The organism is Pseudomonas sp. EA_65y_Pfl1_P113 (genome assembly GCF_963970525.1).
Taxonomy (GTDB): domain Bacteria; phylum Pseudomonadota; class Gammaproteobacteria; order Pseudomonadales; family Pseudomonadaceae; genus Aquipseudomonas; species Aquipseudomonas tritici.
In genome coordinates, this window is record NZ_CAXAQM010000013.1 from 18,637 (window position 1) to 42,729 (window position 24,093).

Consider the following 24,093-nt stretch of genomic DNA (forward strand, 5'->3'; position numbering starts at 1 on the left):
TGGTTAATGCCTAAATACCTCCATTTGGTTACGCCGTGGTTAGCCCAGGTTCTTGCCTAGCAAGGCATGGTAAAGCTCGGTGTCTCCGAGTATTCCCACCACTTGGTTGTTGTCATGCAGCACCAATTTATTGCCGGTGTGATACCGAATGTGCAACGCATCGCGCATGCCGATATTGGAGTCCACCAGTGTCGGCAGCCGGCCCAGACCTTCCAATGTCTGCCCAGGTGCCCAGTTCTGCAGGTTCATCCCCACGCCATTCTGGCGCGCGCCCTTGATGGTGTTACCTTCGGCCAGGTCCAGCCACGAGTCGTCGCCTGGGTCGAGACACACCGATCCGTTCACGCGCGTGCAGTTGTCCAGGGTGCGCATCAGGCTGCGGCCGCACAGCACGTTGAGCGGGTTGGTATGCGCGACGAAGGTGCGCACGTAGTCATCGGCCGGGTTCAGCACGATCTCTTCCGGCACGCTGTACTGGACGATCTTGCCGTCTTTCATGATCGCGATCCGGCTGCCCAGTTTGAGCGCCTCATCGAGGTCGTGGCTCACGAACACAATGGTCTTGTTCAGTTTGCGTTGCAGCTCCAGCAATTCATCTTGCAGGCCTTGACGGATCAGCGGGTCGAGGGCGGAGAAGGGTTCGTCCATCAACAAAATGTCGGCGTCCATCGCCAGCGCGCGGGCCAGGCCGACGCGCTGCTGCATGCCGCCGGACAGCTCGTCGGGCTTCTTGTTGCGCCATTGGCTCAGGCCCACCAGCTCCAGTTTTTCATCCACCAGCTTGCGCCGGTCTTTTTCCGGGCGGCCCTGCATTTCAAGGCCAAAGCTGATGTTCTCGCGCACGGTCAGCCAGGGCATCAGGGCAAACTTCTGGAACACCATGGCGATGCGTTTGGTGCGCATCATCTTCAGTTCGGCGGGTGTGCAGGATGCGATGTCGATCTGGTGACCCTCATGCTCCACGAACAACTGGCCACGGCTCACGGTATTGAGGCCGTTGATGCAACGCAGCAAGCTCGACTTGCCGGAGCCTGACAGGCCCATCAGCACGCAGATTTCGCCTTTCTCTACATCCAGGCTGGCGTTCTCGACGCCAACAATTTGCCCGGTCTTTTTCAGGATCTCGTTACGGCTCATGCCCTGGTCCAGCAGCTTGAGCGCTTCGCGTGGGTCTTTGGAGAAAATCACGTCGACATTGTCGAATCGGATAATGCTCATGCATCACCCCCTACTTTAGCGTCGGGTTGTTTGCAGATACGGTCGAGCATGATCGCCAGCAATACGATTGCCAGGCCGGCTTCAAAGCCCAGGGCAATGTCCGCGGTGTTGAGTGCGTTGACCACCGGTTTGCCGAGGCCGTCGGCGCCCACCAGGGCCGCGATCACCACCATCGACAACGACAGCATGATGCATTGGGTAATGCCGGCGGCAATGCTCGGCATGGCATGGGGCAGTTCAATGCGCGAGAGCAACTGACGGCGCGAGCAGCCAAAGGCCTTGCCGGCGTCCATCAACTCTTGCGGTACGTCTCGGATACCCAGGTAGGTCAGGCGGATCGGCGCGGCAATCGCGAACACCACCGTGGAAATAAGCCCAGGCACCACACCCAGCCCGAAGAGGGTCAGGGTAGGGATGAGGTAGACGAAGGTCGGTACGGTCTGCATCAGATCGAGCACCGGCCGCATCAGGGTGTAGAACAGCGGTTTGTGCGCGGCAACAATGCCCAGCGGCACACCGATGACCACGCAGACCAGGGTGGCGAACAGCACTTGCGCCAGGGTCTCCATGGTTTCCTGCCAGTACCCGAGGTTCAGGATCAGCAGGAAGGAGGCAATGACAAATACCGTCAGGCCCCATTTGCGTTGAATAAAGTGAGCGAGTAGCGCAACCAGACCGATCAATGCCAGCGGATTGAACCAGGTCAGCGCAAACGTCACGCCTTGGATCATCGTTTCCAGGGTCGATGCGATTGCGTCGAAGTAGTTGGCACCGTGTTGGGTCAACCAATCGACGAAGGCAGCGATGTACTGGCCTAGTGGGATTTTATGTTCAGTCAGCATGGTAGTGAATGTCCACATGCGAAGAGGGAAAACATCCCGGGGCAGCGCGCCGCCCCGGGGTCAGCGGTTGCTATTTGGCGAGGTAGGCTTTCACGGCGTCGAGCCCAGGTTTGCCATCAACGGTGGTGACACCGGCGAGCCAGGTGTCGAGTACTTGAGGGTTTTTCTTCAGCCAGGCTTTCGCGGCGGCGTCGGGTTTCATCTTGTCGTCCAGGACATTACCCATCAGGGTGCTTTCCATGTTCAGGGTGAACGACAGGTTTTTCAGCAACTGGCCAACGTTGCTGCATTCCTGCGTGTAACCCTTGCGCACGTTGGTGTAGATGGTGGCCTGGCCATAGTTGGGGCCGAACGAATCGTCACCGCCAGTCAGGTACTTCATCTTGAAGCGGGTGTTCATCGGGTGCGGTTCCCAGCCAAGGAACACGATGGCCTGGTTCCGCCTGGTGGCGCGTTCCACTTGCGAGAGCATCCCGGCTTCACTGGACTCAACCACTTTGAAACCGGCGGTTTTCAGGCCGAAGGCGTCTTTGTCGATCAGCGTCTTGATGGTGCGGTTACCGTCGTTGCCCGGCTCGATACCGTAGATCTTGCCGCCCAGTTCATCCTTGAATTTGACGATGTCGGCGAAGTCTTTAAGGCCCTTGTTGTACAGCGCTTCCGGGACCGCGAGGGTGTATTTGGCGTTCTCCAGGTTGGCGCGCACGGTTTCCACGGTGCCGGCATCACGGTACTGCTTGATGTCGTTTTCCATGGTCGGCATCCAGTTGCCGAGGAAGATGTCCATGTTCTTGCCGTCGGCCAGCGACTTGTAAGTCACCGGTACCGAAATCATCGTGGTGCGCGGCGTGTAGCCCAGGCCCTTGAGGATTTCGCTGGTGGTCGCGGTAGTGACGGTAATGTCGGTCCAGCCGACATCGGAGAAGTTAACGGTATGGCACTGTTCCGGTTCTGCAGCGTTCGCCAAGACTGGCAGACTCAGCATGGCGGCCAACAACAACGAGGGTGAACCTTTCATCGGGGTAGACTCCTGTGTCTTTTTTCTGGCGGCATTCGCCGCGCTTTATAAGTGTTGCGGTTGGGGCGTGCGATGAAGCGCAGGCACGGCGCCTTGCAAACGAGTCGGGACTGATCATGTACCAGTGAAAATCTGACGCCTACAGGGGGCGTCGTATCCAGTACAGGGATGGTCGTATCCAGTGTCGGTAACGTCGCTTACAGATTTTTCCAGTGGCAAAACCGCAGTTTTTACCGATCTGCACCGCTAAAAACGGCCAAAACGCCTGATCGCACGAGGGCGGCGTTGGTGAGCATGGTTACGTCGGTGTGAGACGCCGTGAGGGCGGATAAAAGCTTGATGATGCCGCCATCTGGGCGATCTGAGCGTAGCAGCTTGTTCATGCCTAGCCTGCTCACCGAGGAGTTTCACGGCAATGGCTATCAGCGTTTTCGACCTGTTCAAGATCGGCATCGGGCCTTCGAGTTCTCACACCGTCGGCCCCATGCGCGCCGCGGCGTTGTTCGTCCAAGCATTGCGTGAACGTGAACTGTTGGAACAAGTCAGGCGCGTCGAAGTTCAGTTGTATGGCTCATTGTCGGCCACCGGCATCGGCCACGGCAGCGATACCGCGACCATCATGGGCCTGATGGGCGAGTGGCCGGACGCAATTGACCCGTCGCAAATCGGCAGCCGTATTCACACCCTGCGCGAGACCGACACCCTGTTGCTGGACGGGCGTTTGCCGGTGCCGTTTGTGTGGGCGCGGGACATGCGCCTGCTCGACGAAAACCTGCCGTTCCATCCCAACGCCATGACCCTGGTGGTGCACGGCGATAACGGCGAACTGCACCGTGATACCTACTATTCAGTAGGTGGCGGTTTTGTCGTGGATGAAGCCCAGGCGCACAGCGGCGTGGCCGATATGGATCGTACCGAGTTGCCTTACGAGTTTTCCAGCGCGGCGCAGCTGCTGCAGTTGTGCAAGACCCACAACCTGCGCGTCGCCGAGTTGATGCTGGCTAACGAAAAAGTCTGGCGCTCTGAAGAAGAAATCCGCAGCGGCCTGATGAAACTCTGGCGCGCCATGCAGGATTGCGTGGAGCAGGGCCTCAAGCACGAAGGCATCCTGCCTGGCGGCCTGAACGTGCGCCGACGTGCCGCCAAGTTGCATCGCAGCCTGCAAGAGTTGGGTAAGCCGAACGTGATCGGCTCGACCTTGAGCGCCATGGAGTGGGTGAACCTGTTCGCCCTGGCGGTGAACGAGGAGAACGCCGCTGGTGGGCGCATGGTCACCGCACCCACCAACGGCGCGGCGGGGATCATCCCGGCGGTGCTGCACTACTTTATGAAGTTCAGCGAGGCAGTCACCGAGGCCAACGTGGTCGACTACCTGCTCGGTGCGGCGGCGGTGGGGATCCTGTGCAAGAAGAACGCCTCGATTTCCGGTGCCGAAGTGGGCTGCCAGGGCGAAGTAGGCTCGGCCTGCGCGATGGCCGCCGCCGGGTTGGCCGAGATCCTCGGCGCCACGCCGGAGCAGCTGTGCAACGCGGCCGAAATCGGCCTGGAACATAACCTCGGCCTCACCTGCGACCCGGTGGGCGGGCTGGTACAAGTGCCGTGCATCGAGCGCAATGCGATTGCCGCGGTGAAGGCGATCAACGCCGCGCAGATGGCTTTGCGCGGTGATGGGCAGCACTTTATCTCGCTGGACCGGGTGATCCGCACCATGCGCGATACCGGGGCGGATATGCATGACAAGTACAAAGAGACGTCGCGGGGTGGGTTGGCGGTGAGTGCTGTGGAATGTTGAGTCAGTGACACTGCTATCGCAGGCAAGCCAGCTCCCACCTTTGGAATGCGTTCCCCTGTGGGAGCCGGGCTTGCCCGCGATAGCGGTAGTTCAAGCAACACTGCGCATAAAGTGAACACCCCGAACCAAAAGCGCCACCTTTTAGCGCGTCGCAAATAGATAAGTAGCTTCCGAACGATTTCCCGCATGACCACCCGTCACCCGCGCTTGCGGTGACAGACTTGTCCCACATCCCTCAAAGCGCCTTCCCACAAGTGCTACCGTTCTGCTCACACTCTTTGAGCAGGCTCGTTCCTACGCGCAATTCTGGCGATATCCCTACGTACGGCGCGGGCTTATTTAGACGCGTCATGAGGTCGTTTTTAGGATTTATTGAATAGCCATTCAAATTCAGGCACGGCAATTGCTCTATCAATTCAAAGCCTCTCTTCTTTATGGATGAAGAGCGCAATAACAAGAGCCTCGCCTGAGGCCATCACCCGCTTTGTGTGAGGAGATACCGCGATGACGTCGTTCAACTCAGGGGCCCAACCCCAGAACCGTGCGCCTCAATCCATCGGCTTTTTGCTGCTGGACAATTTCACGCTGATTTCCCTGGCGTCCGCAGTCGAACCCCTGCGCATGGCCAACCAGCTCTCCGGCCGCGAGCTGTATCGCTGGACGACCCTGAGCGTCGACGGAAACCATGTGTGGGCCAGCGACGGTCTGCAAATCACGCCCGACGCCTCCATGCATAAAGCCCCGGCCCTGGACACGGTGATCGTGTGCGGCGGCGTGGGTATCCAGCGCACCGTTACCCGTGAACATGTGTCGTGGCTGCAAAGCCAGGCGCGCCAGTCCCGTCGCCTGGGCGCGGTGTGCACTGGCAGTTGGGCCCTGGCCTGCGCCGGTTTGCTCGACGGCTTTGATTGCAGCGTGCACTGGGAATGCCTGGCCTCGATGCAGGAAGCCTTCCCACGCGTGACCATGAGCACACGCCTGTTCACCCTCGACCGCAACCGTTTCACCAGCTCCGGCGGCACCGCCCCGCTGGACATGATGCTGCACCTGATCAGCCGCGACCACGGCCGTGAACTGTCGGCCGCGATCTCTGAGATGTTTGTGTACGAACGCATCCGCAATGAACAGGATCACCAGCGTGTGCCACTCAAGCACATGCTCGGCACCAACCAGCCGAAGCTGCAGGAAATTGTCGCGCTGATGGAAGCCAACCTGGAAGAGCCGATCGACCTGGATGAACTGGCGGTATACGTCGCCGTGTCCCGTCGCCAGCTGGAGCGGTTGTTCCAGAAGTATCTGCACTGCTCACCGTCGCGCTACTACCTCAAGCTGCGCCTGATCCGCGCACGGCAGTTGCTCAAGCAAACGCCGATGTCGATCATCGAAGTGGCGTCGGTGTGCGGGTTTGTGTCGACGCCGCACTTTTCCAAGTGCTACCGCGAATACTTCGGCATTCCGCCACGGGATGAGCGCGTTGGTTCCAACACCACCCAACAGGTGGCGATGATGCCGATTCCGCCGGCGCTGGTGTTGTCGCCGTTGTCGGGGCCGATGTCGGCGTTGAGCCAGGCGCGTAACGAGTCGACTTTCGCCAGCGTAACGCTCTAGAACGCGTTGCCTCTATTGCAGGCAAGCCCGCTCCCACATTTTGATCTGTGAACAAGGTCAAATGTGGGAGCGGGCTTGCTCGCAAATGCGGGCTATCAGGTGCCCGAGTTCTGCTTGAACTGAACCAAAGCCGGCAACAACTGCTTGTCGATCGCCTGCCTCACCGCCGGCAAGATCGTCGCGCTACCGGTGTACATCTGCTCAACCATGCCCTTGAGTGCCTTGGCCCGCGCCGGGCTCAAGCCACGCACCGCGCACTCGCAGGCCTGCTCGGCGGTGGCACCGCTGGACACTTCAAAGCCCAATGAGCGCAGTTGGCCCAGCAGGTCATCCTGGTCAATCAAGTCCGCGTGCATCATGACGTTTATCCTGGTGTAGGGAGCGGGATCTGACGTGGATTCTGGTAGGCCATCAGCCGGTCGGCAAGGGCAGAATCAACGAATGCCTCAGATGGCTATGAACAGGTCGTTTTCGAGCCGTTTACCGACAGCAGTAATGGGTACATTGACTGCCAGGCAAGCGACTTGAAGGTTTGGTCACCCTCGGGATGTAAGGCCCACACAAAGCACTCTGCCCCGATCTTGTCACGGCTTGATCGGGGCTTTTTTTGGCTGTTCATTTGGCGTGGGTAACCCTATGAGGCGGCCGAGGAGGGCGGGGCGGGCCAGGTCGGTCTGCTCGGCGTGGATGGCCGCAAGTTTCCCCCGCGTGGCCTCGGTGAATGGCGCCGAATGCGGGCCGGCGAGGTCCACGTGCAGCAGCATTTGCTCGTTGCCCGCCAGTTCCTTCGCATCACCCACCAAGTGCAGGCTGTGATAAAGATGCAGGCGCTTGGCGTCATGGGCGATCAGTTGGGTATGCACCTCGACCTCGGCCCCCAGTTTCACCTCGTGCAGGTAGTTCAGGTGCAACTCCAGGGTGAACAGTGAGTGACCGCTGGCTTCGCGGCTTTCACGGGTAAGGCCCAGTGTGTCCATCAGCGCGTCGGTGGCGTAGCTGAAGATCAGCAGGTAGAACGCGTCGCGCAGGTGGCCGTTGTAATCCACCCAGTCGGGGAGGATGTTTGTGGTGTAGGTGGTCAGGGCAGGCATCACATAAATTCCGAATTTGTACGCGGTCAAAATTGTGGTTTATTCAGTGAAGCTCATACCGTGCTTGGCCTTGGTGGTTTTCACGGCTTCCAGCACCGCCAGCAGGCAATCATCACGATAGCGCTCCAGCGCAGATATGCTGTGTTTTCCCAGCTGATCGCTGGTGCCGTCCACCACATCGTCAATCAGCTTGTCGGTCAGTTCCGGCGCCGGCAGGTAAGTCCACGGCAGTTGCAACGCCGGGCCGAACTGCGCCATGAAGTGCCGCATGCCGGCATCGCCACCCGCCAGGGTGTAGGTCAGGAAGGTACCCATGAACGACCATCGTAGCCCCGCGCCAAAGCGGATGGCGTCATCGATTTCGCCCGTGGTGGCCACGCCGTCATTGACCAGGTGCAGCGCCTCACGCCACAGCGCTTCCAGCAGACGGTCAGCGATAAACCCAGGCACTTCCTTGCGCACATGCAAGGGCCGCATGCCGAGGGATTCATACACCTTGATTGCCGCCTGAATGGCCTCTGGCGCAGTGTTCTTGCCGCCGACGACTTCCACCAGCGGCAACAGGTAAACCGGGTTGAACGGGTGGCCGACCACGCAACGCTCAGGGTGAGTCGAGCGCTCGTAGAACTCGCTTGGCAACAGGCCGGAGGTGCTTGAGCCAATCAGCGCATTTGGCTTGGCTGCCGCGCTGATCTTGCTGTGTAACTCCAGCTTCAGCGCCAGGCGTTCCGGGGCGCTTTCCTGGATGAAGTCGGCGTCTTTCACGCACGCTTCGATAGTGTCGACAAAGCGCAGGCGGTCCTGGGACGCGCCCGATGCCAGGCCTTGTTTCTCAAGGGCGTCCCAGGCGTTGGCGACGCGCTTGCGCAGGGCGGCTTCGGCACCGGGCGCCGGGTCCCAGGCGATTACATCCAGGCCGTGGGCCAGGGCGCGGGACACCCAGCCGCTGCCGATAACACCGCTGCCGAGGGCGGCGAAGGTTTTGATTTCGGTGATAAAGCGCATTGGCAAATTCCTGAAAAATTCGATGATCCCCTGTGGGAGCGGGCTTGCTCGCGAAGGCGGTGTGTCCGTTGATGCATTGGGTACTGACCCACCGCTTTCGCGAGCAAGCCCGCTCCCACATTTTTGATCCGGTTTCGGCAGGGAGTCAGCCGCGTTTGGTCAGGCCCATCTTGATTCGGCCTTCCGCCGGGGTCATGACCCGAGCACCCAACCGGCTGAGAATTTCACTCGCGCGCTCCACCAGTTGCCCGTTGGTGGCGAGCACGCCTTTGTCCAGCCACAGGTTGTCCTCCAGGCCTACCCTCACGTTGCCGCCCAGCAGCACCGCTTGCGCGGCCATTGGCATTTGCATGCGACCGATGCCGAACCCGGCCCATACCGCGTCGGCGGGCAGGTTGTCGACCATGGCTTTCATGGTGGTGGTGTCGGCCGGCGCGCCCCAGGGAATGCCCAGGCACAGTTGGAACAGCGGATTATCGAGCAGGCCTTCCTTGATCATCTGCTTGGCAAACCACAGGTGACCGGTGTCGAAAATTTCCAGTTCGGGCTTAACGCCCAGCGCTTGGATGCGCTTGGCACCAGCCCTTAGTTGCGCCGGGGTGGACACGTAAATGGTGTCGCCATCGCCGAAGTTCAGGGTGCCGCAGTCCAGGGTGCAGATTTCCGGCAGCAGCTCTTCCACATGGGCCAGGCGGGTCAGCGGGCCGACCAGGTCGGTGTTAGGGCCGAACGCCATCGGGTGCTCGCCGCCACCGATCTCCAGGTCGCCGCCCATGCCAGCGGTGAGGTTGACGATGATGTCGATGTCGGCCTCACGGATGCGTTCCATCACTTCGCGGTACAGGGCCACGTCACGGCTGAATTTGCCGGTCTCGGGGTCGCGCACGTGGCAGTGCACCACGGTGGCGCCGGCCTTGGCGGCTTCCACCGCTGCGGCGGCGATTTGCTTGGGGGTGACCGGCACGTGCGGGCTTCTGCTGGTCGTGTCGCCAGCACCGGTGAGTGCGCAGGTGATGATGACGTCGTGGTTCATGGGGCGGTTCCTTACAGGCGTAGTGATGCCGTTCGCAGCCGCTTGTGGCTGCGAAACGGTGATTGAAAAGGGGTTACTTGCTGGTCAATTGCAGGTTGGCCGCAGCCGGTTTGCCATCGAAGGTGGTCACACCTTCCAGCCAACGAGCCTGGTCTTGCGGGTGATCCTTGAGCCACTGTTTGGCGGACTCGAGGGCGTCCTTGTGATCCAGCAACGGCTGCATCATCCGGCTCTCGTCGGCGGCGGTGAAGGTCAGGTTGGTCAGCAGTTTGTGCACATTGGGGCACTGCTCGGCGTAGGTTGGCGCGGTCACGGTCCACACGGTCGCCATGCCTTCGTTCGGGCCCAGGGCGTCGTCGCTGCCGGTGAGGTAAGTCATGGCGACGTTGACGTTCATCGGGTGCGGCGCCCAGCCAAAGAACACCACCGCCTCCTTGCGGCGAACCGCCCGGTCCACGGCGGCGAGCATGCCGGCTTCACTCGATTCCACCAGTTGGAACTTGCCCAGGCCGAACTGGTTCTTGGCGATCATCGCCTTGATCTGCGTGTTGGCGCCCGAGCCGGGCTCGATGCCGTAGATCTTGCCGCCCAGTTCTTTTTCGAATTTGGCGATGTCGGCGAAGGTTTTCAGGCCCTTGTCCGCCAGGTAGGTCGGCACGGCGAGGGTGGCGCGCGCGTCTTCCAGGCTTGGTTTGTCGAGGACCTTGACTTGCTTGGCGTCGATGAATGGGGTGATGGTCTGGGTCATCAGTGGGTTCCAGTAGCCCAGGAACATATCCAGGCGTTGGTCGCGGATGCCGGCGAAGATGATTTGCTGCGATGCACTGGTCTGTTTGGTCTTGTAGCCGAGGCCGTCGAGCAACACTTGGGTCATGGCGCTGGTGGCGATTACATCGGTCCAGTTCACCACACCCATGCGCACGTTCTGGCAGGACGCCGCATCGGCGGCCATTACGTGGGTGCTCAAGATGGCGCTGGCGCTGACTGCGAGCACGCAGCGGCTGATCAGTCGGTTCATGGTGGATCCCTCGGCAGGTCGTTATTGTGGGGGCCGGCGTCTTTGTGCGCCGTGAGGCTGATGGTGCGGGTTTTACGTTACGTAGCTTTGGGGGCGACAAAACGCACGGCGGCGACCCGCTCTTGCACTGCAGCGACCTGCCCCCTTGAATCCGCCCGTGAACGGGAGTATCACAGTGCCACGCTGCCCGTCCGACGAGAGCGCCACCATGTCCCAGGATTTCTACTTTCTGCTGATGCCGGGCTTTTCGGCCATTGGCTTTATCTCCGCGCTGGAGCCGCTGCGGGTGGCCAACCGCTTTCGTGGCGAGCTGTACCGCTGGCACGTGTTGAGTGCCGATGGCGGCGCGGTGCTGGCGAGCAATGGCATGTCGGTCAACGCCGACGCCGCGTTGGAACCGCTGAAAAAAGGCGCGACATTGTTGGTGGTGGCGGGCTTTGAACCCTTGCAGTTCGCCACTCCCGCGCTGGAACACTGGCTGCGCCGCCTCGACCATGACGGCGTGACCCTCGGCGCCATCGACACCGGCGCCTGCGTGCTGGCTGAAGCAGGCCTGCTCGATGGCCACCGGCTGACCCTGCACTGGGAAGCCATCGACGCTTTCAAGGAATCCTACCCGCAGCTCACAGTGACCCAGGAACTCTTCGAAATCGACCGCCGTCGCATCACCTGCGCGGGCGGCACCGCTTCCATCGACCTGATGCTCGACCTGATCGCCCAGGCTCATGGCTCGGAGCTGGCGATCCAGGTTTCCGAACAATTCGTGCTCGGCCGTATCCGCCCACGCAAAGACCACCAGCGCATGCAGATCGCCACGCGCTACGGCATCAACAACAAAAAACTGGTGCAAGTGATCGGCGAGATGGAGCAACACACCGAGCCGCCCCTGAGCACATTGGCGCTGGCCGACGCGATCAACGTAACGCGGCGTCAGCTGGAGCGCCTGTTTCGCCTGCATTTGAACGACACCCCGAGCAACTTCTACCTCGGCCTGCGCTTGGAAAAAGCCCGGCAATTACTGCGCCAGAGCGATCTGAGTGTGCTGGAAGTGAGCATCGCCTGCGGGTTTGAATCACCGTCGTATTTCACGCGGAGTTATCGGGCACGGTTTGCGAAATGCCCAAGGGAGGACCGGCGACGGGAGGTGGTTTGACGGCTGATTATAGTCAATTATACTCGTGACTATAATTTATAGTCCTTTCCATAATTGAGTATAAAAGCATGTCCAAGAACAGCGGCTTTGTGTTCCGCCGCCCCGACCTGGCAAGCAGCATTGCCGATGGCCTTGTGGGGGCCGGTATTCAGGATTTCACCTCCGGCCTGTTTCTCGCGGCGCCGCGTCGCACGGGCAAAAGCACTTTTTTACGTGAGGACCTTGTTCCTGAATGCCAGGCGCGTGGTTGGCTGGCGGTGTATGTCGACCTGTGGGCCGACAAGGAAAAAGACCCCGCCGACCTGATCTCCAGTGCCATCGCCGGTGCCCTGGTGCCCTTTGAAAAGGGCATCCGCAAACTGGCCAAAAATATCGGCATCGAAAAGCTCAGCTTCCTGCGCACCTTGTCCTGGGATTTCACCAAGCCGCAATTGCCTGCAGGCGCGACACTGACGCAAGCGCTGGAGTTGCTTCACAGCGCTGCCGAGAAAACCGTCGTGCTGGTGATCGACGAAGCCCAGCACGCGCTCACCACCGAAGCCGGTGTTAACGCGATGTTTGCCCTCAAGGCCGCCCGGGACCAGCTCAACCAAGGTCGTGAAGGCGAGGGCAGCGGGTTGCGCCTGGTGTTCACGGGGTCCAATCGCGACAAGCTTGCCCATCTGGTATTAGGTAAAAGCCAGCCGTTTTTCGGGTCCAGCATCACCCCATTTCCACTGCTGGGCAAAGCATTCACACAGGCCTACACCGTGTACCTCAACGGCCTTCTGGCCAAGACCAACCAGTTCAATGCTGCCGACATCGATGAAGCGTTTGAGCTAGTGGGCCGTCGCCCGGAAATGTTGCGCACCATCATTGGTGAAGTGGCATTGGAACTGGGGGAGGCGAGCAATCTCGGCCAACTGCTGCACAGTCGCGCCGAACTGCTGCGCGCCGGCGTTTGGACCGAATTCGAAAGTGCCTGGAACGCCCTCACCATTCCCCAGCGTGCGGTGCTGGACGTGATGGTGGAGCGCTCACAGAACAACGAACCGTTCGCGCCGTTTACCGACAGCACCCTCACGGCCGTCAGCAAGGCGTTGGAAGGCATGGGCAGCGACGTAGTGCCGGGCACCCAGACCATTCAGGCCTGTATCGATGCCTTGCGCGATAAAGAGCTGGTATGGAAGTCGAGCCGGGGCGGTTATGCGCTGGAAGACAAATCCTTCGGGGATTGGCTGCAGCACCGGCGCCGAGCTCTTAACTGAATCAAACGCTGATCACATGTGGGAGCAGGCAAGCCAGCTCCCACATTGATATAGGGTGTGGCTTATTTCTTGACCAGTGCCGAGCACGCCGCCTTGTACGCCTCATGCTGATACTTGTTCAGTGTCGCCGGCAGATCAAAGGTGTGCTTCTTGTTCTGCGCATTGAGGGTCTGCGGCGACAACAGCGTCACCTCAACACCCTCCAGCAACTGAAGCACCCCTTCAATCTTGAACGTGGTCGGGCCACCGGCGAATTCGCCTTTCTTGCTGCGCTTCTTGATCGCGATACGTTCGATAGCGTTTGCCTGCACAAACGCCTTCACCTGAGCGGCGAAGGCTTTGACGTTGGCCGCTTCATCGTCGTCTTCCAGGGCGATTTTTTTCGTGGCCAGGGCGACGTGAGTCAGCGCTTGGTTGTCCAGGGAGGCGACGGCGATGATGGCTTCGCTGCCTTTGATTTCGATGCCGCAAGTCTTCATGAATAGCCTTGTTTCAGAAGGAAAGTGACGGGGATTGTTGCTTATTCCTGCCCGATCGACTCCAGAAACTCCGACCGCTCATCACTCATCCGCGCCAGGCAGTCATTCTGTGCAATGGCGTACGCCTTCGTGCCGTTCACCGCCGGGAAGGTGTCCACGGCGCAATCGGCGTCGCGTAACTTTTCCCACTTGTGCTGGGCATCCTTCAGACGAGCGGTAATGTCCGCCAGCGTGGTTTTGTCGCTGCCGTAGGTCGAAGCCATGCGTTCCAACAGGCTCTGATAGTTATCCTTGAGCAACTGAACGGCGGTGGTTTTATTGTACGTGGCGCATTCCAGGGTTTGCGTGTCGTTTTCGATGCCGTCGCACGGCGTGCTGTCGGTGTCTTCGGCCGCGTGGACGCCGGTTGCGATGAGTGCCAAAGCCAGGAAAATCGATTTCATTGCGCCGTCTCATATCAGGTGATGCGGGAATTCTGGCTCAAGCGTGAGACAAATAACAGCCGCCAGTCAGACCTCTCTTAACAGCCTTTGTCGCGGATTGACGCTTTCGGCAATTCCCCTGTCGTTTTTGCACCCAGCTCTGTCGGCCCCTGGGCATATGCTGGCCCAAAGCGCCGGCAGACGATTCGGCGCATGAATCGCCAAATAAGGGGACGCCTGATGAGCCCAGCCGAATTGCACGCCGACAGCATCGTTATCGACGGGCTTATTATTGCCAAGTGGAACCGCGACCTGTTCGAGGACATGCGCAAAGGTGGCCTCACCGCTGCCAACTGCACGGTGTCGGTGTGGGAAGGCTTCCAGGCCACCATTAACAACATCGTGGCCAGCCAGACCCTGATCCGTGAGAACAGCGACCTGGTGATCCCGGTGAAAACCACCGCCGATATCCGCAAAGCCAAGGAGCAGGGCAAGACCGGCATCATTTTCGGCTTCCAGAACGCCCATGCCTTCGAAGACCAGCTTGGCTACGTCGAGATCTTCAAGCAGCTCGGCGTTGGGGTGGTGCAGATGTGCTACAACACCCAGAACCTCGTCGGCACCGGCTGCTACGAGCGTGATGGCGGCCTGTCGGGCTTTGGTCGTGAGGTCGTCGGTGAGATGAACCGCGTCGGCATCATGTGCGACCTGTCCCACGTGGGCTCCAAAACCTCCGAAGAAGTTATCCTCGAATCGAAAAAGCCGGTGTGCTACTCCCACTGCCTGCCGTCCGGCCTTAAAGAGCACCCGCGCAACAAGTCCGATGAAGAGCTCAAGTTCATCGCCGACCACGGCGGTTTTGTCGGCGTGACCATGTTCGCGCCGTTCCTGGCCAAGGGCATCGATTCGACCATCGACGACTACGCCGAAGCCATCGAATACACCATGAACATCGTCGGCGAAGACGCTATCGGCATCGGCACCGACTTCACCCAGGGCCATGGCCAGGATTTCTTCGAAATGCTGACCCATGACAAGGGCTACGCCCGCCGCCTGACCAGCTTCGGCAAGATCATCAACCCGCTGGGCATCCGCACCGTGGGCGAGTTCCCCAACCTCACCGAAACCCTGCTCAAGCGCGGTCACCCTGAGCGTGTGGTGCGCAAGATCATGGGTGAGAACTGGGTCAACGTCCTCAAGGACGTCTGGGGCGAATAAGCCACCGCACTGTCGCGGAACATCAACACAACGAATTTTCTGGAGTTAAGTTTCCATGGCCAAGATCGCCCCGCAATTGCCTATCGAAGTCGACAGCGAAACCGGTGTCTGGACCTCCGACGCCCTGCCGATGCTGTACGTGCCGCGCCATTTCTTCGTCAACAACCACATGGGTATCGAAGAAGTCCTCGGCGCTGACGCCTACGCCGACATCCTTTACAAAGCCGGCTACAAGTCCGCCTGGCACTGGTGTGAAAAAGAAGCCGAATGCCACGGCCTGGAAGGCGTCGCAGTGTTCGAACACTACATGAAGCGCCTGTCGCAGCGCGGCTGGGGCCTGTTCAAGATCCAGGACATCGACCTCGACAAAGGCACAGCCAGCGTCAAGCTTGAGCACTCGGCGTTTGTCTACGTGTACGGCAAGGTCGGACGCAAGGTCGACTACATGTTCACCGGCTGGTTTGCCGGTGCCATGGACCAGATTCTGCAGGCGCGTGGCAGCCAAATCCGCACCGTCGCCGAACAAGTCTACGGAGGCTCCGAAGAGGGCCACGATGACGGCCTGTTCACCGTCAAGCCGTTGTAAACCGAGGACCGTGCCATGGCTTTCGAAGCAATGTTTGCGCCGATCCAGATCGGCAAACTGACCATCCGCAACCGCGTGCTCAGTACCGCCCACGCCGAGGTGTATGCCACCGACGGCGGGATGACGACTGACCGCTATGTGAAGTATTACGAAGAGAAAGCCAAGGGCGGCATCGGCCTGGCGATCTGCGGCGGCTCCTCAGTGGTGGCCATCGACAGCCCGCAGGAGTGGTGGAGCTCGGTAAACCTGTCCACCGACCGCATCATCCCGCACTTCCAGAACCTGGCTGATGCCATGCACAAGCATGGCGCCAAGATCATGATCCAGATTACCCACATGGGCCGTCGCTCGCGTTGGGACGGCTTCAACTGGCCGACCCTGATGTCGCCGTCCGGCGTGCGGGAGCCGGTGCACCGCGCTACCTGCAAGACCATCGAACCGGAAGAAATCTGGCGCGTGATCGGCAACTACGCCCAGGCCGCGCGTCGTGCCAAGGCCGGTGGCCTAGACGGCGTGGAACTGTCCGCCGTGCATCAGCACATGATCGACCAGTTCTGGAGCCCACGGGTCAACAAACGTACCGACGAATGGGGTGGCACCTTTGAAGGCCGCATGAAGTTCGGCCTGGAAGTCCTGAAAGCCGTGCGTGCCGAGGTCGGTGACGACTTCTGCGTGGGCATGCGCCTGTGCGGTGACGAATTCCACCCGGACGGCTTGTCCCATGAGGACATGAAGCAGATCGCCAAGTATTACGACGACACCGGCATGCTCGATTTCATCGGCGTGGTGGGGTCGGGGTGCGACACCCACAACACCCTGGCCAACGTTATCCCCAACATGAGTTATCCACCGGAGCCGTTCCTGCACTTGGCAGCCGGTATCAAGGAAGTGGTCAAGGTCCCGGTGCTGCATGCGCAGAACATCAAGGACCCGAACCAGGCCACGCGCATCCTCGAAGGCGGTTATGTGGACATGGTCGGCATGACCCGTGCGCACATCGCCGACCCGCACCTGATCGCCAAGATCAAGATGGGCCAGATCGACCAGATCAAGCAGTGCGTCGGCGCCAACTACTGCATCGACCGCCAGTACCAGGGCCTGGATGTGCTGTGCATCCAGAACGCCGCGACCTCCCGTGAATACATGGGCGTGCCGCACATCATCGAGAAGTCCACCGGGCCCAAGCGCAAAGTCGTGGTCGTGGGTGCCGGCCCGGCGGGGATGGAAGCCGCGCGCGTTGCCGCTGAACGCGGCCACGACGTGACCCTGTTGGAAAAGAAAGAATTTATCGGCGGGCAGATCACTACCGCCTCGAAAGCGCCGCAACGTGACCAGATCGCTGGCATCACCCGCTGGTTCCAGCTGGAATTGGCACGTTTGAAAGTCGATTTGCGCCTGGGCGTGGCCGCTGATGCCGAGACCATCCTCGACCTGCGTCCGGACGTGGTGGTGCTGGCGGTGGGCGGGCATCCGTTTATCGAACAGAACGAACACTGGGGCGCGGCCGAAGGCCTGGTAGTGAGCAGCTGGGACGTGCTCGACGGCAAGGTGGCACCGGGCAAGAACGTGCTGGTGTACGACACCATCTGCGAATTCACCGGCATGTCGGTGGCCGATTTCCTGGCGGACAAAGGCTGCCAGGTCGAGATCGTCACTGACGACATCAAGCCCGGCGTGGCCATCGGCGGTACGTCATTCCCGACCTACTACCGCAGCATGTACCCCAAGGAAGTGATCATGACCGGCGACATGATGCTGGAAAAGGTCTACCGCGAAGGCGACAAGCTGGTAGCGGTGCTAGAGAACGAGTACACCGGCGCCAAAGAGGAACGGGTGGTGGACCAGGTGGTGGTGGAAAACGGCGTGCGTCCGGATGAAGCCCTTTACTACGGGCTCAAGGAAGGATCGCGTAACAAAGGCCAGATCGATGTTGAAGCCTTGTTCGCGATCCAGCCGCAGCCGTGCCTGAGCGAGGCGGGCGAGGGCTACTTGCTGTTCCGCATTGGTGATTGTGTGGCGCAGCGAAATACTCACGCTGCGATCTACGACGCCCTGCGCCTGTGCAAGGATTTTTAAGAACAGTCGCAAGCCATAAGCTTCAAGCAGCAAGAAAGAGCAGTGGTTGACCGGCTTTGACTTGCCGCTTGTAGCTTGAAACTTGCCGCTTGAGGTCACCTCAATGTTGAACACCTTGCTTCCTATTCTCTTGTTTGCCGCCCTGGGCCTTGCCGTCCTCGGCGCCCTGCGCCGGGTGAACATGTGGCGCCGTGGCCGCGCCTCCAAAGTCGACCTGCTCGGTGGCCTGCTGGCCATGCCCAAGCGCTACATGGTCGACCTGCACCACGTGGTTGCCCGCGACAAATACATCGCCAACACCCACGTCGCCACGGCGTTGGGCTTTGTGCTGTCAGCGCTGTTGGCGATTCTGGTGCACGGTTTCGGCCTGCATAACCGCATCCTCGGCTATGCCCTGCTGTTGGCCTCGGTGCTGATGTTTGTCGGCGCCACGTTTGTCTATCTGCGCCGCCGTAACCCGCCATCACGCCTGTCGAAAGGCCCGTGGATGCGCCTGCCGAAAAGCCTGATGGCGTTTTCGGTGAGCTTTTTCCTGGTGACGCTGCCGGTGGCCGGGATCCTGCCGGCCGACTTCGGCGGCTGGCTGTTGGCTGCGCTGCTCAGCGTGGGCGTGCTGTGGGGCGTGTCGGAAATGTTTTTCGGCATGACTTGGGGCGGCCCGATGAAGCACGCCTTCGCCGGTGCCCTGCACCTGGCCTGGCACCGCCGCGCCGAGCGCTTTGGCGGTGGCCGTTCCACCGGGTTGAAGCCGCTGGACCTCGGCGATAAAACCGCGCCTCTGGGCGTGGAAAAACCCAAGGATTTCACCTGGAACCAACTGCTCGGGTTTGACGCCTGCGTGCAGTGCGGCAAGTGCGAAGCCGCGTGCCCGGCCTTCGCCGCCGGCCAGCCGCTGAACCCGAAAAAGCTGATCCAGGACATGGTGGTCGGCCTGGCTGGCGGCACTGATGCCAAGTTCGCCGGCAGCCCCTATCCAGGCAAACCGGTAGGCGAGCACAGCGGCAACCCGCACCAGCCAATCGTCAACGGCCTGGTGGACGCCGAAACCCTGTGGTCCTGCACCACCTGCCGCGCCTGCGTGGAAGAGTGCCCGATGATGATCGAGCACGTGGATGCCATCGTCGACATGCGCCGCTACCTCACCCTGGAAAAAGGCGCGACCCCGAACAAGGGCGCCGAAGTCCTCGAGAACCTGATCGCCACCGACAACCCGGGCGGCTTTGCACCGGGCGGTCGACTGAACTGGGCGGCGGATCTGAACCTGCCGCTGCTCAGCGAAAAAAGCAGCGCCGACGTACTGTTCTGGGTTGGCGACGGCGCCTTCGACATGCGCAACCAGCGCACCCTGCGAGCGTTCGTCAAAGTACTCAAAGCGGCCAACGTCGACTTTGCCGTGCTTGGCCTGGAAGAACGCGACAGCGGCGACGTGGCGCGGCGCCTGGGTGATGAAGCGACCTTCCAACTGCTGGCCGCGCGCAATATCCAGACCCTGGCCAAGTACAGCTTCAAGCGCATCGTTACCTGCGACCCGCACAGTTTCCATGTGCTGAAAAACGAGTACGGCGCCTTTAACGGCAACTACCTCGTGCAACACCACAGTACCTTCATGGCCGAGTTGATCGGCGAGGGCGCGTTGAACCTGGGCCAACACAAAGGCAACAGCGTGACCTACCACGACCCATGCTACCTGGGCCGCTACAACGGCGAGTATGAGGCGCCGCGCCAAGTGCTGCGGGCGTTGGGCATCGAGGTCAAAGAGATGCAACGTTCGGGCTTCCGTTCACGCTGCTGCGGCGGCGGCGGTGGTGCGCCGATCACCGACATACCCGGCAAGCAACGGATTCCGGACATGCGCATGGAAGACATCCGCGAAACCGGCGCCGAGCTGGTAGCTGTGGGCTGCCCGCAGTGCACGGCAATGCTCGAAGGTGTGGTCGAGCCGCGCCCATTGATCAAGGACATCGCCGAACTGGTGGCCGACGCTTTATTGGAAGACGCCGCGCCCGCCAGTTCGCCGACCAAACGCCCTGTCCAACAAAAGCCTGCGGAGGTGCATTGATGAGCGACATTATCCGCCGCGACCCACGAGCCGAATGGATCGCCCGCAACCGTCTGCACCCGCTGCATGCGGCGATGCAGCCGGTGCAACACAGCTGGATGGGGCCTAACGGCGTGATCCGCAAAAACGTGCATGGTGTTGGTTTTATTGGCCCTAACGGCGTCAAGCGTATCGACCGCAGCGGCGCCCAGCAGGGGGGGGCGGCCAAGCGTTCGGCAGCGGTGGAAGTGCAGTTGCCACTGCACCAGGTGCCGGCCCCGGCGTTTTACATCAACGTGGTGCCGGACATGGTCGGCGGTCGCCTGAGCAGCCACGACCGCGACCTGCTGGGCCTGGCGCGGCAACTCGCTGGCAGCGATGGCGCGGTGTTGGCGGTGGTGTTTGGCGAGCACAAGGAGCATGCGTTTGCCACGGCGGGCGTCGACCGTCTGCTGGTGCTGGAAGGCCACGCATTCGACGGTTATTCACCGGAGCAACGGGTGCAAGGTTTGCGCGCTGTGGATAACCAGTTCAACCCGCGCCACTGGTTGCTGCCGGACAGCCGCAGCGGTGGCGGCGAGCTGGGCCGACGCTTTGCCGCCAGCCTCAAGGAACGCCCGGCCACGCGGGTCTGGCAGATCAAGGGCGACGAGTGCATCGGCCGCGCCGGGGCTGGCCAGGAAGACTTGGCCCGGCCTTTGGCGCGCCTGATCCTGGCGGCCGTGGAGTGCGCTGAGCCGGTCAGCGAAACCCGGCATGAAGTGTTGCCCGTGGAGTTATCCACAGCCCTGGCGCGCAGCTTGCCGCGCATTGAAGATCTTGGCGCGGTGGCCGTCGACCCGGCGGCAATTCCCATGGCCGAGGCGGAATTCATTTTCTCCGGCGGCAATGGCGTGAAGGACTGGACGCTCTTCCACCAGACCGCCGCCGCACTGGGTGCCACCGAGGGCGCCTCGCGGGTGGCCGTGGACGACGGCTTTATGGCGCGTGATCGCCAGGTCGGCGCCAGCGGCACCTGGGTCACGGCGCGGGTGTATGTGGCCGTGGGTATTTCCGGTGCCATCCAGCACCTGCAGGGCATCGGTGCCTGCGACAAGGTGGTGGCGATCAACCTTGACCCTGGCTGCGACATGATCAAGCGTGCCGACCTCTCGGTCATCGGCGAAAGTAACGCGATACTGCAAGCCTTGATCGATGCGGTCGAGGCCTACCGCAGCGGCGCCAAGCGCGATGCGGCTTAAGGATATGGCCATGACCACGAATGTAATCAGTTTGGTTTCCATCGGCGCCCACCCTACCTCCGGGCGCCCGCGCCGTGCGGAGCAGGACGCCCGCGCTGTCGAACTGGGGTTGCAGATGGCTGGGGATAAGTTGCAGGTGCTGCATGCCGGCAACATCGCCGAACCGACCCTGCGCAGTTACCTGGGCATGGGCTTGCCAGCGTTACATGTACTGGAGCAACCGGCTGGCAGCGATGCGTTGCCGGTACTCAGTGAGTACTTGCGCGATGCCGGTGCCCAGGTGGTGCTCACCGGCAGCCAGGCCGAAACCGGTGAAGGCTCGGGCATGTTGCCGTTCTTGCTCGCCGAGCAATTGGGCTGGCCGCTGATTGTCGGGCTGGCGCAGGTTGAATCGATCGAGGCGGGCGTGGCCCATGTGCTGCAAGCCTTGCCACGCGGCCAGCGGCGCCGGTTGAAGGTGCGTTTGCCGTTTCTGGCGACCGTGGATAACGCCGCGCCCAAGCCTCGGCAAAGCGCCTACGGCCCGGCGCAGCGCGGTGAACTGGCGGCTCACGACGTTGAAGTCGAGCAGGACGAGTTATACACAGGGGCCGTGCTGCAACCGGCCAAGCCTCGACCCAAGCGGCTCAAGGTGATCAAGGCCAAGAGCGGCGCCGATCGTATGAAAGCCGCCACGGCCAAGGCCAGCGGCGGCGGTGGGCAAGTGCTCAAGGGCCTCAGCCCGGAAGCGGGTGCCGAGGCTATTCTCAAGCTGTTGGTTGAGGAGGGCGTCGTACGCTGATTCCCTGTGGGCGCTGGCGTATCTGTACCTGTAGTGAGCGGGGCAAGCCCGCTCACTACAAGGATGTGTAGATTCCAAGGGCTATAGCAGGAAGCCAGCGCCCACGTATTAACGTCCCTTGGGCTTACCCACAATCCCTGTTGATCCGTCTGTGGATAACCTGTTCGCGGTTGTCCACAGCCCCTGTGAATCAAGCCCTGCAGCCCTCTGTACGAAAAACAACCAAGCTAACTGGCGGTTTTTCCTTGGTTTTTTCCCTGCACTCAGCCATTTAACAAATCAGACTTGCCCCCATACTCTGTTGGCGCTTCTGTGGATAAGGTGTTCGCTCTCGGCCACAGCCCTTATGGTTAAAGGCTTTTATGTGATTGATCAAAATCTGATCGATTTGAGCTTTTACTTGATTAAAATCCCTGAAAACCGCGATTTATGAAGGTTTGAGACGGTTTTCCACAGCGCTGCCAAAGTTGCCCCCAAAGTCTGTTGGTGCTTCTGTGGATAAGGTGTTCGCGTACCGCTACAGGGCACGTGGTTCGTGGCTTTCAGTGAGTTGATCAATAAGTGATCAGATGCGGGTGAAAACCGCTGGCTTGAATAAGTCACGGATTTTCTTCATTTAATTTTAGGAGGGAGGCGTACTTGCCCACATTTGCTGTGGGTGGCTCTGTGGATAAGTTGTTGGGTAAAGGCTGGAGGGCTGGTATCTAGAGGCGTTAGAGAGGCTTGCTCAAATTTTGAACAGTTAAGGAGTTCAACCTGTGGGAGCGTCTCACCGCCGCTCCCACAGTTTGATCTGTGGGTGTCACTTACTCGTGGACGGCGACGCCTTTGAGGTAAGGCGCCGGCGCCGCGCCCAGGTTGCTCAACATGCGCTCGCTGTACCAGTCAACGAAGTTCACCACACCGAACTCGTAGGTTTTGGAGTACGGGCCGGGCTGGTAGGCGGTGGAGTTGATCCCGCGCTGGTTCTCTTCGGCCAGGCGACGGTCCTGGTCGTTGGTGGCGTCCCACACCTGGCGCATGCGGTCCACGTCGTAGTCCACACCTTCCACGGCGTCCTTGTGCACGATCCACTTGGTGGTGACCATGGTTTCCTGGGCGCTGATCGGCCACACGGTGAACACGATGATGTGGTCGCCCATGCAGTGGTTCCACGAATGCGGCAGGTGCAGGATGCGCATCGAGCCCAGGTCCGGGTTCTTGATGCGGCCCATGAGTTTCGCGCAGCCCTGTTTGCCATCCAGGGTCATCGATACGGTGCCCTTGAGCAGCGGCATGCGCACGATGCGGTTGCGCAGGCCAAAGCTGGCGTGGGCGTAAGGGATTTTCTCGGCATCCCAGGCGGCAGCGGAGGCGGCCACGTGGTCCTTGAAGGTCTGGTCGGCGCGCGGGTCGGTGACGTCGTCCCATTCCAGCAGGGTTTTCAGCAGTTCCGGGTGCGACGCGTTGCAGTGGTAGCACTCGCGGTTGTTTTCCAGCACCAGTTTCCAGTTGGCTTTTTCGAACAAGGTGGTCTGAATGGCCACCTTGGTGTTTTCCATGTCGTAGGGTTCCATGTAATGGCTCAGCGTCGACAGGAAGTCATCGATGGCCGGCGGGTTCTCGGCCAGGCTGATGAAGATGTAGCCGCCGGCGGTCTTTACGTTCACCGGCTTGAGGCCGTATTGCTTCATGTCGAAGTCGGCGCCCATCTCGGTGCCGGCGAACAGCAGGCGGCCGTCCAGTTCGTAGGTCCACTGGTGGTAATGACAGACGAGTTTGGCAACCTTGCCCTTGTCGCTGGTGCACAAGCGTGAGCCACGGTGGCGACACACGTTGTGGAACGCATGCACCACGCCGTTGGCGCCACGGATCACGATGATCGGGTTCTTGCCCACTTGCAGGGTCAGGTAGTTGCCCTTGGTGGGGATCTCGCAGGTCATGCCGGCAATCAACCACTCTTTCTGGAAGATCTCCTGCATGTCGATATCAAACAGCCGTTCATCAGAGTAGAACGGCTGTGGCAGCGAAAAGGTGCGCTCGCGCTCTTGCAGCATTTGCGCGGTGGCCTTGCGTGCGGGTTCCAGCGGATCGCCCAAGCTTAAAGTTGCGGTGACGTCCATCGTGTGTGTCCTCAGGGCCATTCTGTGTGGCCGGCGAATAGTGGCTACGGTTGGTACTTTGCAAGGTCTAAAGAAAGCGTCTTTGTTGGAAGCGAGTGTGGGCCCGGCAAAGGCCAGAACCTTGT

Annotated in this window: 22 protein-coding genes; 11 read left to right on the plus strand and 11 right to left on the minus strand. The window is 60.6% G+C overall.

The window, feature by feature from the left end:
* Positions 1 to 39: 39 nt before the first annotated feature.
* From choV to AACY52_RS14060, 3 genes are all read right to left on the minus strand, one after another.
* Entirely contained in the window at positions 40 to 1,218 is a 1,179-nt protein-coding gene (gene choV, locus AACY52_RS14050) for a choline ABC transporter ATP-binding protein (protein WP_339415325.1), read from the minus strand.
* Positions 1,215 to 2,060, minus strand: coding sequence for a choline ABC transporter permease subunit (gene choW, locus AACY52_RS14055; RefSeq protein ID WP_339415326.1), 846 nt, complete (start codon positions 2,058 to 2,060; stop codon positions 1,215 to 1,217). The genes choV and choW overlap by 4 nt, the downstream gene beginning before the upstream one ends.
* 70 nt (positions 2,061 to 2,130) lie before the next feature.
* Positions 2,131 to 3,078, minus strand: a complete 948-nt coding sequence (locus tag AACY52_RS14060) for a choline ABC transporter substrate-binding protein (RefSeq protein WP_339427664.1) — start codon at positions 3,076 to 3,078, stop codon at positions 2,131 to 2,133.
* 415 nt (positions 3,079 to 3,493) lie between these two features.
* On the opposite strand from AACY52_RS14060, the gene AACY52_RS14065 reads away from it, so the two are divergent.
* Together AACY52_RS14065 and AACY52_RS14070 are read left to right on the plus strand one after the other, a co-directional pair.
* Positions 3,494 to 4,870: an L-serine ammonia-lyase gene (locus AACY52_RS14065; protein ID WP_339436132.1), complete on the plus strand. Its 1,377-nt coding sequence runs from the start codon at positions 3,494 to 3,496 to the stop codon at positions 4,868 to 4,870.
* Positions 4,871 to 5,374: 504 nt separating this feature from the next.
* Entirely contained in the window at positions 5,375 to 6,478 is a 1,104-nt protein-coding gene (locus tag AACY52_RS14070) for a GlxA family transcriptional regulator (protein WP_339560560.1), read from the plus strand.
* Between the two features lie 95 nt (positions 6,479 to 6,573).
* Here the strand turns inward: AACY52_RS14070 and AACY52_RS14075 are convergent, their stop codons facing one another.
* The 5 genes from AACY52_RS14075 to AACY52_RS14095 all read right to left on the minus strand — a co-directional run bounded on the left by AACY52_RS14075 (position 6,574) and on the right by AACY52_RS14095 (position 10,625).
* Positions 6,574 to 6,837, minus strand: a complete 264-nt coding sequence (locus AACY52_RS14075; protein ID WP_065871872.1) for a hypothetical protein — start codon at positions 6,835 to 6,837, stop codon at positions 6,574 to 6,576.
* 225 nt (positions 6,838 to 7,062) lie between these two features.
* A complete protein-coding gene (locus tag AACY52_RS14080) occupies positions 7,063 to 7,569 on the minus strand; it encodes a thioesterase family protein (protein WP_339560561.1) in 507 nt (168 codons plus the stop codon).
* Between the two features lie 39 nt (positions 7,570 to 7,608).
* Complete coding sequence (locus tag AACY52_RS14085; protein ID WP_339415331.1) at positions 7,609 to 8,574, minus strand: L-carnitine dehydrogenase; 966 nt, start codon at positions 8,572 to 8,574, stop codon at positions 7,609 to 7,611.
* Positions 8,575 to 8,719: 145 nt separating this feature from the next.
* Positions 8,720 to 9,607: a 3-keto-5-aminohexanoate cleavage protein gene (locus tag AACY52_RS14090; protein WP_339415332.1), complete on the minus strand. Its 888-nt coding sequence runs from the start codon at positions 9,605 to 9,607 to the stop codon at positions 8,720 to 8,722.
* 73 nt (positions 9,608 to 9,680) lie between these two features.
* Positions 9,681 to 10,625 (minus strand): choline ABC transporter substrate-binding protein, encoded by a 945-nt coding sequence (locus AACY52_RS14095; RefSeq protein WP_339436131.1) that lies wholly within the window; start codon positions 10,623 to 10,625, stop codon positions 9,681 to 9,683.
* Between the two features lie 208 nt (positions 10,626 to 10,833).
* On the opposite strand from AACY52_RS14095, the gene AACY52_RS14100 reads away from it, so the two are divergent.
* A complete protein-coding gene (locus tag AACY52_RS14100) occupies positions 10,834 to 11,778 on the plus strand; it encodes a GlxA family transcriptional regulator (RefSeq protein ID WP_339415334.1) in 945 nt (314 codons plus the stop codon).
* A gap of 68 nt (positions 11,779 to 11,846) precedes the next feature.
* Complete coding sequence (locus tag AACY52_RS14105; protein WP_339415335.1) at positions 11,847 to 13,025, plus strand: hypothetical protein; 1,179 nt, start codon at positions 11,847 to 11,849, stop codon at positions 13,023 to 13,025.
* Positions 13,026 to 13,087: 62 nt separating this feature from the next.
* On the opposite strand, the gene AACY52_RS14110 is transcribed toward AACY52_RS14105, so the two are convergent.
* Entirely contained in the window at positions 13,088 to 13,504 is a 417-nt protein-coding gene (locus AACY52_RS14110) for a DUF3010 family protein (protein WP_339415336.1), read from the minus strand.
* Between the two features lie 41 nt (positions 13,505 to 13,545).
* Positions 13,546 to 13,947, minus strand: a complete 402-nt coding sequence (locus AACY52_RS14115) for a lysozyme inhibitor LprI family protein (RefSeq protein ID WP_339560562.1) — start codon at positions 13,945 to 13,947, stop codon at positions 13,546 to 13,548.
* 219 nt (positions 13,948 to 14,166) lie between these two features.
* Here AACY52_RS14115 and AACY52_RS14120 point away from each other — a divergent pair, with 219 nt between their 5' ends.
* From AACY52_RS14120 to AACY52_RS14150, 7 genes are all read left to right on the plus strand, one after another.
* On the plus strand, positions 14,167 to 15,144 hold the full coding sequence (locus AACY52_RS14120; protein WP_015886257.1) for a dipeptidase: 978 nt from the start codon (positions 14,167 to 14,169) through the stop codon (positions 15,142 to 15,144).
* Between the two features lie 55 nt (positions 15,145 to 15,199).
* Entirely contained in the window at positions 15,200 to 15,730 is a 531-nt protein-coding gene (locus AACY52_RS14125) for a DUF5943 domain-containing protein (RefSeq protein WP_128874052.1), read from the plus strand.
* Positions 15,731 to 15,745: 15 nt separating this feature from the next.
* Positions 15,746 to 17,806, plus strand: coding sequence for a dimethylglycine demethylation protein DgcA (dgcA, locus tag AACY52_RS14130; RefSeq protein WP_339427669.1), 2,061 nt, complete (start codon positions 15,746 to 15,748; stop codon positions 17,804 to 17,806).
* Positions 17,807 to 17,909: 103 nt separating this feature from the next.
* Entirely contained in the window at positions 17,910 to 19,865 is a 1,956-nt protein-coding gene (dgcB, locus tag AACY52_RS14135) for a dimethylglycine demethylation protein DgcB (RefSeq protein ID WP_339427670.1), read from the plus strand.
* Entirely contained in the window at positions 19,865 to 21,085 is a 1,221-nt protein-coding gene (locus tag AACY52_RS14140) for an electron transfer flavoprotein subunit alpha/FixB family protein (RefSeq protein ID WP_339415340.1), read from the plus strand. Before dgcB ends, AACY52_RS14140 begins: the two co-directional genes overlap by 1 nt.
* A gap of 10 nt (positions 21,086 to 21,095) precedes the next feature.
* Positions 21,096 to 21,866, plus strand: a complete 771-nt coding sequence (locus AACY52_RS14145; RefSeq protein WP_339415341.1) for an electron transfer flavoprotein subunit beta — start codon at positions 21,096 to 21,098, stop codon at positions 21,864 to 21,866.
* A 151-nt stretch (positions 21,867 to 22,017) separates the two neighbouring features.
* Positions 22,018 to 22,299: a hypothetical protein gene (locus AACY52_RS14150; RefSeq protein ID WP_339427671.1), complete on the plus strand. Its 282-nt coding sequence runs from the start codon at positions 22,018 to 22,020 to the stop codon at positions 22,297 to 22,299.
* A 373-nt stretch (positions 22,300 to 22,672) separates the two neighbouring features.
* On the opposite strand, the gene gbcA is transcribed toward AACY52_RS14150, so the two are convergent.
* Positions 22,673 to 23,968 (minus strand): glycine-betaine demethylase subunit GbcA, encoded by a 1,296-nt coding sequence (gene gbcA / locus AACY52_RS14155; RefSeq protein ID WP_339415342.1) that lies wholly within the window; start codon positions 23,966 to 23,968, stop codon positions 22,673 to 22,675.
* Positions 23,969 to 24,093 lie beyond the last annotated feature (125 nt).

What these genes read in the sequence shown, in the direction of transcription:
- AACY52_RS14060 (WP_339427664.1), bottom strand. Translation starts at nt 3,078, where the DNA reads ATGAAAGGTTCACCCTCGTTGTTGTTGGCCGCCATGCTGAGTCTGCCA.
- AACY52_RS14140 (WP_339415340.1), top strand. Translation starts at nt 19,865, where the DNA reads ATGAGCGACATTATCCGCCGCGACCCACGAGCCGAATGGATCGCCCGC.
- AACY52_RS14100 (WP_339415334.1), top strand. Translation starts at nt 10,834, where the DNA reads ATGTCCCAGGATTTCTACTTTCTGCTGATGCCGGGCTTTTCGGCCATT.
- AACY52_RS14125 (WP_128874052.1), top strand. Translation starts at nt 15,200, where the DNA reads ATGGCCAAGATCGCCCCGCAATTGCCTATCGAAGTCGACAGCGAAACC.
- choV (WP_339415325.1), bottom strand. Translation starts at nt 1,218, where the DNA reads ATGAGCATTATCCGATTCGACAATGTCGACGTGATTTTCTCCAAAGAC.
- AACY52_RS14095 (WP_339436131.1), bottom strand. Translation starts at nt 10,625, where the DNA reads ATGAACCGACTGATCAGCCGCTGCGTGCTCGCAGTCAGCGCCAGCGCC.
- AACY52_RS14080 (WP_339560561.1), bottom strand. Translation starts at nt 7,569, where the DNA reads ATGCCTGCCCTGACCACCTACACCACAAACATCCTCCCCGACTGGGTG.
- gbcA (WP_339415342.1), bottom strand. Translation starts at nt 23,968, where the DNA reads ATGGACGTCACCGCAACTTTAAGCTTGGGCGATCCGCTGGAACCCGCA.
- dgcB (WP_339427670.1), top strand. Translation starts at nt 17,910, where the DNA reads ATGTTGAACACCTTGCTTCCTATTCTCTTGTTTGCCGCCCTGGGCCTT.
- AACY52_RS14065 (WP_339436132.1), top strand. Translation starts at nt 3,494, where the DNA reads ATGGCTATCAGCGTTTTCGACCTGTTCAAGATCGGCATCGGGCCTTCG.
- choW (WP_339415326.1), bottom strand. Translation starts at nt 2,060, where the DNA reads ATGCTGACTGAACATAAAATCCCACTAGGCCAGTACATCGCTGCCTTC.
- AACY52_RS14120 (WP_015886257.1), top strand. Translation starts at nt 14,167, where the DNA reads ATGAGCCCAGCCGAATTGCACGCCGACAGCATCGTTATCGACGGGCTT.
- AACY52_RS14085 (WP_339415331.1), bottom strand. Translation starts at nt 8,574, where the DNA reads ATGCGCTTTATCACCGAAATCAAAACCTTCGCCGCCCTCGGCAGCGGT.
- AACY52_RS14105 (WP_339415335.1), top strand. Translation starts at nt 11,847, where the DNA reads ATGTCCAAGAACAGCGGCTTTGTGTTCCGCCGCCCCGACCTGGCAAGC.
- dgcA (WP_339427669.1), top strand. Translation starts at nt 15,746, where the DNA reads ATGGCTTTCGAAGCAATGTTTGCGCCGATCCAGATCGGCAAACTGACC.
- AACY52_RS14110 (WP_339415336.1), bottom strand. Translation starts at nt 13,504, where the DNA reads ATGAAGACTTGCGGCATCGAAATCAAAGGCAGCGAAGCCATCATCGCC.
- AACY52_RS14145 (WP_339415341.1), top strand. Translation starts at nt 21,096, where the DNA reads ATGACCACGAATGTAATCAGTTTGGTTTCCATCGGCGCCCACCCTACC.
- AACY52_RS14115 (WP_339560562.1), bottom strand. Translation starts at nt 13,947, where the DNA reads ATGAAATCGATTTTCCTGGCTTTGGCACTCATCGCAACCGGCGTCCAC.
- AACY52_RS14075 (WP_065871872.1), bottom strand. Translation starts at nt 6,837, where the DNA reads ATGATGCACGCGGACTTGATTGACCAGGATGACCTGCTGGGCCAACTG.
- AACY52_RS14090 (WP_339415332.1), bottom strand. Translation starts at nt 9,607, where the DNA reads ATGAACCACGACGTCATCATCACCTGCGCACTCACCGGTGCTGGCGAC.
- AACY52_RS14070 (WP_339560560.1), top strand. Translation starts at nt 5,375, where the DNA reads ATGACGTCGTTCAACTCAGGGGCCCAACCCCAGAACCGTGCGCCTCAA.